Annotated in this window: 12 protein-coding genes; 3 read left to right on the forward strand and 9 right to left on the reverse strand. The window is 57.9% G+C overall.

What is annotated here, in order from left to right:
• Positions 1-42: 42 nt before the first annotated feature.
• The 5 genes from metK to DWB63_RS09430 all read right to left on the reverse strand — a co-directional run bounded on the left by metK (position 43) and on the right by DWB63_RS09430 (position 3,397).
• Positions 43-1,215, reverse strand: a complete 1,173-nt coding sequence (gene metK / locus DWB63_RS09410; protein ID WP_128328593.1) for a methionine adenosyltransferase — start codon at positions 1,213-1,215, stop codon at positions 43-45.
• Between the two features lie 34 nt (positions 1,216-1,249).
• Positions 1,250-1,627 carry an aspartate 1-decarboxylase gene (gene panD / locus DWB63_RS09415; RefSeq protein ID WP_128328574.1) on the reverse strand — a complete coding sequence of 126 codons (378 nt, stop codon included), beginning with the start codon at positions 1,625-1,627 and terminating at the stop codon, positions 1,250-1,252.
• Positions 1,628-1,632: 5 nt separating this feature from the next.
• A complete protein-coding gene (gene panC / locus DWB63_RS09420; RefSeq protein ID WP_128328575.1) occupies positions 1,633-2,478 on the reverse strand; it encodes a pantoate--beta-alanine ligase in 846 nt (281 codons plus the stop codon).
• Between the two features lie 120 nt (positions 2,479-2,598).
• Positions 2,599-2,814, reverse strand: coding sequence for a helix-turn-helix transcriptional regulator (locus DWB63_RS09425; protein WP_128328576.1), 216 nt, complete (start codon positions 2,812-2,814; stop codon positions 2,599-2,601).
• Between the two features lie 13 nt (positions 2,815-2,827).
• Complete coding sequence (locus DWB63_RS09430; RefSeq protein ID WP_128328577.1) at positions 2,828-3,397, reverse strand: DUF2975 domain-containing protein; 570 nt, start codon at positions 3,395-3,397, stop codon at positions 2,828-2,830.
• Positions 3,398-3,635: 238 nt separating this feature from the next.
• On the opposite strand from DWB63_RS09430, the gene DWB63_RS09435 reads away from it, so the two are divergent.
• Positions 3,636-6,056: a diguanylate cyclase gene (locus tag DWB63_RS09435; RefSeq protein WP_128328578.1), complete on the forward strand. Its 2,421-nt coding sequence runs from the start codon at positions 3,636-3,638 to the stop codon at positions 6,054-6,056.
• Between the two features lie 61 nt (positions 6,057-6,117).
• Here the strand turns inward: DWB63_RS09435 and DWB63_RS09440 are convergent, their stop codons facing one another.
• On the reverse strand, positions 6,118-6,609 hold the full coding sequence (locus DWB63_RS09440) for a cyclic nucleotide-binding domain-containing protein (protein WP_128328579.1): 492 nt from the start codon (positions 6,607-6,609) through the stop codon (positions 6,118-6,120).
• A gap of 69 nt (positions 6,610-6,678) precedes the next feature.
• On the reverse strand, positions 6,679-7,908 hold the full coding sequence (locus DWB63_RS09445; RefSeq protein WP_128328580.1) for a M48 family metallopeptidase: 1,230 nt from the start codon (positions 7,906-7,908) through the stop codon (positions 6,679-6,681).
• Between the two features lie 201 nt (positions 7,909-8,109).
• Between DWB63_RS09445 and DWB63_RS09450 the strand changes: the two genes are divergently transcribed.
• Positions 8,110-8,973 carry a hypothetical protein gene (locus DWB63_RS09450; RefSeq protein ID WP_128328581.1) on the forward strand — a complete coding sequence of 288 codons (864 nt, stop codon included), beginning with the start codon at positions 8,110-8,112 and terminating at the stop codon, positions 8,971-8,973.
• Positions 8,974-9,087: 114 nt separating this feature from the next.
• Here the strand turns inward: DWB63_RS09450 and DWB63_RS09455 are convergent, their stop codons facing one another.
• Positions 9,088-9,549, reverse strand: a complete 462-nt coding sequence (locus DWB63_RS09455) for a hypothetical protein (protein ID WP_128328582.1) — start codon at positions 9,547-9,549, stop codon at positions 9,088-9,090.
• 97 nt (positions 9,550-9,646) lie between these two features.
• Here DWB63_RS09455 and DWB63_RS09460 point away from each other — a divergent pair, with 97 nt between their 5' ends.
• Positions 9,647-10,582 carry a LysR family transcriptional regulator gene (locus DWB63_RS09460; RefSeq protein WP_128328583.1) on the forward strand — a complete coding sequence of 312 codons (936 nt, stop codon included), beginning with the start codon at positions 9,647-9,649 and terminating at the stop codon, positions 10,580-10,582.
• A gap of 95 nt (positions 10,583-10,677) precedes the next feature.
• Here DWB63_RS09460 and DWB63_RS09465 read toward each other — a convergent pair whose 3' ends face one another.
• Positions 10,678-11,121, reverse strand: coding sequence for a hypothetical protein (locus DWB63_RS09465; RefSeq protein ID WP_128328584.1), 444 nt, complete (start codon positions 11,119-11,121; stop codon positions 10,678-10,680).
• Positions 11,122-11,522 lie beyond the last annotated feature (401 nt).

Below are 11,522 nucleotides of genomic sequence, written 5' to 3' on the forward strand. Positions count from 1 at the left end.
GGTGTCGTACCGGGCCTTTTACAGCGTTTTCTGCGGGTGGCGTTAGATCTTGCAGGCCGTGCGGAGATCGTCCACGGCGTCGGTCTGTTCCCAGGTGAACTCGGGCAGCTCGCGGCCGAAATGGCCGTAGTTGGTGGTTTTCTGGAAGATGGGACGGCGCAGCTTGAGGCGCTCCTGGATGTAGTAGGGGCGCATGTCAAAGACTTCGGTCACGGCCTTGGTCAACTGTTCGTCGGACACCTGGCCGGTGCCGCGGGAACAAACGACCACGGATACGGGCTGGGCCACGCCGATGGCGTAGGCGATCTGGACTTCGCACATGTCGGCCAGGCCGGAGGCCACAACGTTCTTTGCCACGTAGCGGGCCATGTATGCGCCGGAACGGTCCACCTTGGACGGGTCTTTGCCGGAGAAGGCGCCGCCGCCATGGGCACCGGCACCGCCGTAGGTGTCGTTGATGATCTTGCGGCCGGTGAGCCCGCAATCGCCGACCGGGCCGCCGATGACGAAACGGCCGGTGGGGTTGATATAGGTCTTGAGGGTCTCGTCGATCAGCTCTTCGGGCAGGGTCTTCATGATGACCTCTTGCAGGATGGCTTCCTTGAGGTCGGAGTAGGCGATGCTTTCGTCATGCTGGGAGGAGACGACCACGTTGTCGATGCGCACGGGCTTGCCGTTGTCGAACTGGACGCAGACCTGGGTCTTGCCGTCGGGGCGCAGGAAATCGAGAATGCCTTCCTTGCGCACGTAGGTCAGGCGACGGGACAGCTTGTGGGCATAGTAGATCGGGGTGGGCATGAGCGTGGGGGTCTCGTTGGTGGCGAAACCGAACATCATGCCCTGGTCTCCCGCGCCCTGATCTTCGGGTTTGGTGCGGTCAACGCCCTGGGCGATGTCCGGGGACTGCTTGTCGATGGAAGAGATGACCGCGCAGGTCTGCCAGTCAAAGCCCATGGTGTCGGAACTGCAGTAGCCGATATCCTTGATGGTGGCCCGGACGATTTCCGGGAAGTCGGCGAAAGCGGTGGTGGAAATCTCGCCGGCAATGAAGGCCATGCCGGTGGTGACAAGGGTTTCGCATGCCACGCGGGCGTTCTCGTCCTGGCCGATGATGGCGTCCAGAATGGCGTCGGAAATCTGGTCGGCCACTTTGTCGGGGTGGCCTTCGGTCACGGACTCGGAAGTGAAAAGATATTTGCCGTCAATCTGCATCAGACCCTCCTTAAGGGATGCTACTGTAATGAACTTCTTAGAAATCCGGATTGAGATCGCACTCGAGGATTTCGTCAATCGTGTTGTTTTTGCCTGCGACCACAACTCTTGGTTTGCGTGTCTTGGCCTCGTTTTCGTCCAACCACATGAAGGTGGCGATGATCACCCGCTGTCCCACTTCGCCCTTATGGGCGGCTGCGCCGTTCAGGCATATCTCGCCCGGTGCGCCGGGAATGGCGTAAGTGGTGAGTCTTTCGCCGTTGTCTATGTTGTAGACGTCCACCTGTTCGTACGGCAGGATGCCCACCGTTTTCATCAGTTTGGTGTCAATGGACAGGCTGCCTCGGTACTCCAGGTTGGCGCAGGTTATGGCGGCACCGTGGATCTTGGCGCTCAAAAAGCATCTTTTGGCCACTAGGATTACACCCCTATCAATATGTTGTCTATGAGCCGGGCCTTGCCAAGGCGTATTGCCACGGCAGTCAGCGCAGACTTCGTTATCGTTTTCACCGGCTGAATGGAGTCCGGGTCCACGATCTCTATGTAATCCACTTTGCCCATGGGCAGGGTGGACGCATACTCGGTCTCAAGGAGCCGCTTCAAGGTCGCGCAGTCCCGTTCATCCGCGGCTTTTTCAGCCAAGAGCAGGAGCCCCTTGCGGATGGCCGGTGCCGCCGCCCTTTCGGTGGCCGTCAGGTAGGCGTTGCGTGAACTGAGGGCCAGCCCGTCGGCTTCACGGACAATGGGGTGGCCGATGAGCCGGATGGGTATGTTCAGGTCGCGGACCATGCGTCTGAGGATGGCAAACTGTTGCCAGTCCTTCTGGCCGAATACGGCCACGTCGGCCTGGGTGAGCATGAACAGCTTTGTCACCACCGTGCACACGCCCCGGAAGTGGATGGGCCGGGAAGCCCCGCAAAGGTGGGCGCCCAGTTCGGGCACTTCCACCCAGGTGGCGTGGTCCGGCGCGTACATGGCGTCCGGTCCTGGCGCAAAGAGCAGGTCGCTCCCGTGGGCTTCGGCTTTCCGGCAATCGCCCTCGAAATCGTTCGGATAGTTGGACAGGTCTTCGTTCTCGCCGAATTGTGTAGGGTTGACGAACAGGGTCGTGACCAGTCTGTCGCACTCAGGGCGTGCCTTGTCCAGGAGGGCCATGTGCCCTTCGTGAAGAAAGCCCATTGTCGGCACCAGGCCTATGGTCAGGCCCTGGTCTCGCCACTTCAGGCATTGCTGCTGTAATTCTTTGGGGTCGGTGATGATATGCATTTTGTGTCTCAATCTGGTGAACACCTGACAGATTTGAAAGGGGGAGTCAAACAAAATGTTTATATCTGGATGTATTGATATAGTTGTTGACTCCACCCGAATCAAGGTGAGCGGACAGCGCTATCCTTCTTCGTCCGGGACGAACCGCAGCAGCTCTCCCGGTTGGCAGTCCAGCGTTCGACAAATGGCGTCCAGCGTGGAAAAGCGGATGGCCCTGGCCTTGCCTGTCTTGAGGATGGACAGGTTCTGTTGGGTTATTCCGATATCCTGCGCCAACTGTTTGGAACTGATTTTCCGCTGGGCAAGTACGACGTCAAGATCGATGATTATGGGCATGTCACTTCCTTTTCTAGACGGTAAGGTCGTCATTCTCACGCAGTTTGCGGCCCTCTTCCATGATCCAGCTCACGAGAATGATAATGGCGGCCGTTATGATCTTCTCCAGGTCATTCAGGTCAAGCGAGATTGACAGCAACCGTTCACCTGGTTGGTTGTGCATGGTCAGTACCCAACTCAACAGGAGTTGATAAATGGGCAATGTGACAACACTGGCAACCATGGTCCAGCCCGTTCTGGATATATAGCTGACTGAGGATTGCGTGAAGACCTCTCCACGGGCGAAACAACCGAACAGACATATCAGCCACCAGGTGGCAATCATGCCGATGCCTACCGGGATCATGGTGACGGACAGTCCGAGGATACGGGCCTCCCAGGGGAGTGGAACGGTCAGGGCGAGCTCTCCGTCGGTCAACAGGTCGTCACCGAGAAACTGGAAGGTCATCCCGGACTGGGCGTCACCCATCAGGATTTCACCGCCGGACAACCAGATGAGGCCCACGATCAGTGGACTGGCGATGAGAACGACGACAAGAATGGAACGGATAACTCTCGACAGGCTTTGAATACGATTTTTCATGATTTACCTCCTTGGGTATGCAGCTTTTTGCAGTAGATATTTATTGTTTGTCAATAATTTTTTATTGGTAAGCGGTGTTTTTGAAGACGTTTACGTCGTGCCAGGGCTGCCGCCTGAACCCGTGAAGCGGCTTTGGCCCGGAACGGGGAAGGGGAATGATCCCGGATCACCCGGAAATACATGCCGAATCCGAACTTTGTGTTTGAGAAAAAAAGAGGGGCGTTGTACGCTCCCGTTCATGAGGACAAATAAGGACATTTTTGCGGACGGGACCATTTCGCTCACTCCACAGGAGTTGATCGATTTCGAGCATACCATTAAGGATTGCATTGGGGAATTTCTTCCCTTTACCTCATACAGTCTGTTTTTTCCGAGAGAGAAATACGCGGACATTCCCGATCCGGAATTCCGGGCAGAAGACCGCGAGTTGGTCCTGCCGCTGGTTTTCCAGGGGGAGATGCTCTGCTATTTCATCGCCAAGGGTGTCAGACTCAAGGCGCCGGCCACGGCACCGAAATACATCATGGCCCTGGCCAGTTCCGTGCTGGAGAAGCTCGCCCTGTACAAGAGGGCGATCACCGATTCCCTGACCGGCCTCTATTCGCGCAACTTCTTTTTCAGTGAGTTGGAGCAGGCCATCGAGCAGGTGCAGGGATGTCTGGCCGCCGGGAGTTGTCGTGCCGGTGGCGACCCGCGCGAGCAGGACATGGCCTTTTCCGGTACGTTCGGAGTCCTTTTCCTTGATCTCGATACCTTTCAGCCTCTCAATGAACGATACGGCTACCTCAAAGGCGACGACATCCTCGGTGAGGTGGGGCGGCTGCTGAGCATGGTCTGTCCCAAGTATACCACTGTTTCCCGCTTCGCCAACGACAAGTTCGCCATCCTGGTACCGGATGCCAAGCCTCGGGCGTGTTTCCAGCTCTCCGAGGTCATCCGTTCGGGCGTCAGCAAGCTTTCCTTTGTGGACGAGATCACCAACGACACCATCACCATTACCGGCAGCCTCGGCTATGTCTGTTATCCTCAGGGGTTGGAAGGCGCCCAGTTCCGTCGCATGCCCTCGGAACAGGCGCGCATGATCGTGCGCAAGGCGCGCAAGGGCGTTGAAGTGGCCAAGGATCAGGGCCGCAACCGGGTGTTCGGTTATGCGGATATTTTGTCCAAGGGCGGGCGTGTGCTTGAAATTCTGCCCATGAACCGGATGGTCGTCTCCCTGGGCGAAGCCTCGGGAGCCAAGGTCGGCCAGCGGTTCCTGGTGCGTGCGCCCAAGTCCGGCGAGACCCCTGCATCCCCGGTGGCGGACGAAAGGTTTGCCGGTCAACACGCCATGTTCAAGGGAGAGGTGGTGCTGGTGGAGGTCCAGGACGACATTTCCTATGCCGAGGCACTGCATTTGGGCGACGCGGCTTGGGGCGTGTCTTCGGGTGACAGGCTCAGTCTCATCAAGGGAGAGGAAAGCCTCTTTTCGGAAGCACCGGAGGTACGGGACGATTCCATGCCGAGCACAGACGGCACTACGACGCTCTACCGATACAGCGAATTCGTGTCCTGGTTTTCCAAGGCAAGACTCAAGCCGGAATCCTTCGGCATGTCCCTTGTCCGCATCCTGGATCAGCCCGGCGAAGAGCTTGAAGGCTACCAGGAGAGCATGGATCAGATGGTCCGGAATGTGACCCGATTGGCGCGCGGCGTGTTCGGAGACGCGGTCACAGGAGGCCGTTTCGGACTCAACGGCATGATTTTCTTCACCGAAGGAATCGACCGCGAACAGCTCATGGAGCGCACCCTTGAGATGGAAAGGGTCGCTGCCGACACCCTGGGCATCACACTGTCCATCGGTTCCTCACGCTACCCGTTCCTCAATTTCGATCGGGCCGACATGCTTGAAAACACTCGCAAGGCGCTGGAACACGCCCTGCTGCTGCCCGTACCGCGTGTGGCCGTGTTCGATTCCATCTCGCTGAATCTGTCCGCCGACCGTCGTTACATGGACGGTGACATCTACGGGGCCATCGAGGAGTTCAAGCTGGCCCTGCTCGACGACGAAAACAATCTTCTGGCCCGAAATTCCCTGGGCATATGCTATGCTCAGCTCGGCCGGTTCGAAGAGTCCCGGCACGAGTTCCAGAGTGTGGTCGACCTGGACAAGAAGGACGTGCTCGCCCTCTACAACCTGGGGTGGGCCAACCATCGCCTGGGTGATCTCAAGAGCGCGGAAAAGGCCTACCGCCAATGCCTCAAGGCCGAACCGGGCCACGTCTATTCCCTCATGCGCCTCGGCTCCATCGAGGAGAAGGCCAACCATCTCAAAAAGGCGACCAACTTGTACAAAAAGGCTGCGGATCAGCCCGGCGGAGAACGCATGGTCCTCCGCCCCCTGGCCCGCGTTGCCTACAAGCAGGGCGATATCGAGGCCACCCGCGAGTACCTGCATCTCGCCCTGAACGCCGACCACAACGATCACCAGGCCATGCACATGCTGGCCAAGCTGTATCTCGATCAGGGCGAAGATCCGCAGATCGCCGAAGTTCTGGCTCGGCAATCCTCCGCGCTTTCGCCCGGCATCGACGCCTACTGGGATACGTTGGTTGAAGCCCTGGAAGCCCAGGGCAAGGCAGATGAGGCCGCCAAGGTCGCGGCACGGGCAGCCGGGTAAGTTGCGTTGTGCCTCCGACGCCGGGGAAAGGGGGGCAGCTTGAGGCGGGATAATCCGTCCGTTATTTCTTCAGCTTGTCCAGCTCGTTCTGCAAGGACGTGATTTTCTGATTGGCCTCCCGGAGACGGATGGCTAAAACCTCTGCGAATACCCTGTACATGACCGCCTGGACGAAGATCTTGCTGGTCTCGCCAAGGGAGCCGATGGCGGTGTCGTCCAGGCTGATCACCAGCGACGCCCGGTCTGCCTTGATGGTTGCCGAGCGGGGGCTGCCGTCGATGATGCCCATCTCTCCGAATACGTCGCCCAGCCGTTGCAACTGGCCGACCTGCTTGTCTGCTACCAGGATCGAGAGTTTTCCGAAGATGAGAAAGAATACCCGGTTGTCGCAGTCGCCTTGGTTGATGAGGGTTTCGCCCGCTTCGTATCGGCAGACGGACGCGGCTTTCATGACAGCGCGGATGTGACTTTCGGGAAGATTGTCGAATGCGGGAACGTTTTTCAACCGCTCCAGGATATCTTTGTCGCTAAGGTCAAAAGGTATTTCTCGCATGGCATCTCACTGTGTTCAGGTTTTCAGCCCTTACAGAATATTGCCACAGTGATGGGGGAAAATCGATACCTATTTTTGCAGTGCTCGGACTCTTTCCAGGACCGGGGGGTGGCCGTATTCCAGCCAGACGGTCAGGGGATGCGGGGTCAGGTTGGACAGGTTGCTGGCCGAGAGTTTCTTCAGGGCGGAGATCATGGTGTCCGCCCGGTCCGTGGTGTCCGCGGCAAAGGCATCCGCCTCGAATTCGTGCTTGCGTGATATCTTGTTGGAAATGACCGACAGGACCATGGAAAGCGGGGTGTAGAGCAGGGCGAAGAAGACCAGGCCCGCATACACGGACATGTGCTCCATGCCGAAGGCCGCGAACAATTCCTCGGAGTTCAGGAACAGTGACATGAGATAGAATACGGCGCCGGTCTTGAGTATGCCGGTGAACAGCCGCTTCTTGATATGCCACAGCTTGGCGTGTCCGACCTCGTGGGCCAGCACGGCCACGATTTCTTCGGTTGTCATTTCCCGTATGAGCGTGTCGAACAGGGCGATGCGCCGCCGTTTGCCCATCCCCGTGAAAAAGGCGTTGCCCTTGGTGGACCGTTTGGAACCGTCCATGACGAAGATGCCGGAAAGTTCGAATCCGATCTTGCGGGCGTAGGCTTCCAGGGCCGTGCGCAGTTCACCTTCTTCCAATGGTGAGAAGGTGTTGAACAGCGGCAGAATCCAGGTGGGAGCCACATAGGTCAGGCACAGGGATACGGCTACGGCAAATCCCCAGCACAGGAGCCAGGCATAGGGTCCGGCCTTGTCCAGGAAGAACAGGATTCCGGCCACCAGCGCGCCGCCGATGAGTGCGGTCAGGACAAGGCCCTTGAGCCGGTCCAGAACAAACGTGGTGAAGGTGGTGGTGTTGAACCCGAAGCGTTTTTCCAGAACAAAGGTGTGGTAGCTTTCGAAAGGCAGCCCCAGTAATCCGCTGATAGTCCCGATGGCGCCGATATAGATCAGGCCGCTTGCCAGCGGGCTCAACTCCAGGGAGCGGACCAGGGTGTCGAGCAGGTTGAAGCCGCCCGCCAGGATGACCAGGAGGGTGATGCCGGTATTGAAGGTGTCGGCAACCGAGGTAAATTTCATGGATTCCCTGGTATACTCCTGGGAGCGGGCGTATCTCGCGGTATCGAAAACATCCTCAAGATCCCGAGGTGGTTCCGGCTGCATGGAGCGGGCGTTCAGGAATGCCGACAGTGCGCCGAGCAGCCAGGACGCGAGAAGGGAACCGATGACAACGACAAGATAGGTGTTCAAAAGAGACTCCCGGATGGATGACAGGGCAGGACCGCAATGGATGGGTACGCTATCGGGTGGGGCCGTGCGCGTCAACCGGGGACGCCGGAATGTTGCTAGCTATTCGGAAAAGCGGGACAATCGTCCTCATACTTGCTAAAAATGAATGACTGTAGTAATTTGTCATGGACTTTTGGTATTTATTCAGATTCGGGAATCACTATGTCAGCTAAGTTCAGATCCGCCAAGGACATCCGCGAAGATATCGCCCGCGCCCGCGCATACGCTAAAAAAAGCGATTATCTGCGGACGTTGAGTTGTTTGGCGAGCGCTATCAAGGGGATGGTTTCCAGCCAGGTGTTCGGGGTGGAAAAGTTCGAGATTCAGGCCCACCTGGATGAGGCTCTGCGCGATCTCAACAAGATGAAGATGATCCGTAAGCTCTTCCCCGAAGGGCTCAAATACCAGAAGGGCAAGGAAAAGGCGTTTTATCAGACCCTCATGCGGCTGCACAAGAAGCTGGGCGAGGCAATGGAAAAGGCGCGGATAACCAAACTCCGCAAGCGGCTGGCCGTTCTGGACGACAATCTGATCAAGGCAGCCCAGCTGGTCAAGGCGGGCAACCAGCTTGAGGCCCGCAAGCTCTACAGCAAGATTGCCGAATATTTCCAGGATGTCGAGGGCATCAACTCCGACATCGGCAACCGGCTCGCCTCTTTCGGCATGTTCCCGGAAGCCGTTCCGTATCTGCAAAAAGCGCTGGAAATCCAGAATACCGACAGCCGAGCTCACAGTGCCCTGATCTTGAGTTACGAGGGCATGAAAGAAACCGGCCGCGCCATGGCCGCCATCAAGGACGCCATGCGCTGGCTTGGACCCAACGAGAGCCTGTACCTGCGGATGGCCAAGCTGCATCTCACGAAACGGGAATGGGGCGAGGTCTTCAACAACGCCAAGGCCGCCTATGACCGCAATCCCCTCAATGCCGAAGCCGCCAAGCTCATGAAACAGGCGGAACCCAAGATATTCAGTGCCGCCAAGGGCAAAAATGCTGCCCCCAAGAAGATCCACGACCTCAGCTTCTAGGCAGGCCAGCGGTCTACCCGTGTCAGGCCTTGGATCGATCAGCCATTATACCGCAGGCAGTGCGGGGGAGCTTTTCCCGGAAGCCCCCCATGTGCGCGGGGTCGCCCCCTGGCGTCAATCGAGATCAGAACGTGCGATTCTGATGATCGAACCGTTGCCCATGGCGATGAACAGGTTGCCGTCCCGGTCCAGGCTCAGGCCTGTCACCGGGCTGCCGCAGGCGTGAACCCGGCTGACGGTTCCGTCCGGCAGGATAGCATGGATGGCCCCGGACTCCGTTCCCACGAACACAGTGCGCAGCCGATTCACGGCCAGCACTGTGGGCGTTCCTTCAATCCTGGCGTATTCCATCGGCGTGCCGCCCGGCGGCACAATCAACACCTGACCGCAGCATTTTCCCACCATGTAGGCATTGCCCCGGTTGTCCATGACCAGACCTGTTGCATCAGGCAGGCCGGAGATGACCACGCTCGACTCCCCGCCCTGCTCGGCAAAGGATGTTGCCGGTCCGGCCGACAACGTCGTCAGGGTGATGAAGGCCAATAAACACAAGCGACAAGAAAGTGTACCCTGCATATCAATGTCTCCTTGTTTATGCAGACAGGGTAGAAACGGTTCATTGATATGTCCAATACATATTTACACGCGAATCAATATGTATTAACTCTGGATCATGGAACTCAGACAACTCAGATATTTCATTGCCGTGGCAGAGGAACTCCATTTCGGTCGGGCGGCCGAACGGTGCCATATTGCCCAGCCCCCGCTGTCGCAACAGATAAAGCGCCTTGAGGAGGAGCTTGGGGTCACGCTTTTCGAGCGGACCAGCCGCAAGGTGTCGCTCACCGACGAAGGGCAGATGTTCCTGCAAGTGGCCCGTGACACCCTGTGCACCCTGGAAAGCGGTGTGGAAAAAATGCACATGATGGCTGAAGGACTCATCGGCAAACTGCGCATCGGGTTCCTCAGTTCCGGCCTGCATACCGATTTTCTCAAAGGAGTTACCGCCTTTCGAAAGCGGTATCCCGGTATCCAGCTCGATATCCGCGAAATGCAGTCCTCGGACCAAAACCTTGCCCTGCGCGCAGGTGAACTCGACGTGGGCTTGTCCCATTATTGCTACGCTGACCACTACCATCTCGATTCGCGAACCTTTCTGGCCGATCGGTATTTTCTGGCCGTGCACGAAGATCATCCCCTGGCACAGAAAGGCCATGCCGAGTTCGCGGATATCGACAAGGAACCGTTCATCATGTTCTCCCGCCAGCACTATCCCGATGCCTACGATCGGGCCATCGGACGCTACCACAAGTTCGGCGTCCAGCCCCGCATCGTCCAGGAAGCCAAGACGCATCAGACCAAGCTTTCCCTCATAGCCGCCGGAATGGGCATCGGCTTCGTGCCCGATCGCATGCGGGCCGTCCTGCCCGATACCGTCCGAATGCTGCCCTTCGACTTCCAAGGCGAGGTGCACCGCACCCCCCTCAAGATCGTCTGGCGAAAGGGCGAACAGTCGCCGGCACTCAAATGCTTTCTCGAAGTCCTTGCCGATTATTGCCGGGACGAGGATTCCGAACCACAGCACCAGTCCAGTAAAATCGCAAAGTAGAAGGCTTCGGCCGACATCCCGGAATGGGCCACAGGAAAAGGGTTTCAGGCAAAAGCCTGAAACCCTTTTTACACGTGTGCTGTGCGGCGTCGAATCTAATTGGTCGGGACTTCGTTCTCCACGACGCGGTACTTCACCTTCAGGTCGTCGCATATGCGTTCAACAGCGACAAGCCCCCTGTTTCGTTGCTCTGCCTCATCGCCGGGGCTGACGCCGACCATGATCAACTGGGTGGTGTTGTCGTCGATTTCCACCAGCGTCATCTCGAACCACCAGGTCTCGTCCAGGGATTCGGCCCGCATGAAGTAGTGTGTTTCATTCAGCTCCTTCACCGTAAACCTTTTCCCGTCGCCTTCCTGGGCTATCTTCAGTGTCGAGGCGAAAATGTCTTTTGCACTTCTGGGAATCTCCGCTGTCACCGTGACATCGTCGCCGTCGGTGTTGGAGATGAGATAGACTACCAGCATCGCCGGACAGCCATAAATAACAGGAAGTGCCAGGAGCATCAGGCTGGCAATGATGGTTTTCATCTTGTTCATGGAATCTCCTTCTTTCATCTGGGCGTTATGGGCTGATCAGCAATATCATGTAAGTACGTAAGTGTCATGCGAAGTTCAAACAGCATTGAGCACTGTCGCGATTTTGTGAGCGTAATGTCGTCTCGACGGGCTCGCCGGTCTGCCGACAGCCTCCTTCGGAGAGAGCAGGGCGCTGCCCTGCACCCGCCCAAGGCCGGGGGCCTTGGGAATCCCATAGCTCGCTCCGCTCGAAGGTGCGCGGTGGCGTGGGGACGTGCCGTGGCTGCGCCAAGAAAAAGCTTCCGGGAAACGCACGGGCCTCGGCTGATACGCGCCCTTCGGGACGCTCTCTTGCCGAGGCCCGCACGTTTCCCGGAAGCGGTTGCCGACGCCGCCTGGCGGGGGTTGGGGGCTTTGGGAGA

This window comes from Pseudodesulfovibrio sp. S3 (assembly GCF_004025585.1).
GTDB lineage: Bacteria > Desulfobacterota > Desulfovibrionia > Desulfovibrionales > Desulfovibrionaceae > Pseudodesulfovibrio.

Excerpts from the sequence above, each read along its gene's own strand:
- panC (WP_128328575.1), bottom strand. The coding sequence starts at position 2,478 with ATGCATATCATCACCGACCCCAAAGAATTACAGCAGCAATGCCTGAAG.
- DWB63_RS09425 (WP_128328576.1), bottom strand. The coding sequence starts at position 2,814 with ATGCCCATAATCATCGATCTTGACGTCGTACTTGCCCAGCGGAAAATC.
- DWB63_RS09430 (WP_128328577.1), bottom strand. The coding sequence starts at position 3,397 with ATGAAAAATCGTATTCAAAGCCTGTCGAGAGTTATCCGTTCCATTCTT.
- DWB63_RS09435 (WP_128328578.1), top strand. The coding sequence starts at position 3,636 with ATGAGGACAAATAAGGACATTTTTGCGGACGGGACCATTTCGCTCACT.
- DWB63_RS09440 (WP_128328579.1), bottom strand. The coding sequence starts at position 6,609 with ATGCGAGAAATACCTTTTGACCTTAGCGACAAAGATATCCTGGAGCGG.
- DWB63_RS09450 (WP_128328581.1), top strand. The coding sequence starts at position 8,110 with ATGTCAGCTAAGTTCAGATCCGCCAAGGACATCCGCGAAGATATCGCC.
- DWB63_RS09455 (WP_128328582.1), bottom strand. The coding sequence starts at position 9,549 with ATGCAGGGTACACTTTCTTGTCGCTTGTGTTTATTGGCCTTCATCACC.
- DWB63_RS09460 (WP_128328583.1), top strand. The coding sequence starts at position 9,647 with ATGGAACTCAGACAACTCAGATATTTCATTGCCGTGGCAGAGGAACTC.
- DWB63_RS09465 (WP_128328584.1), bottom strand. The coding sequence starts at position 11,121 with ATGAACAAGATGAAAACCATCATTGCCAGCCTGATGCTCCTGGCACTT.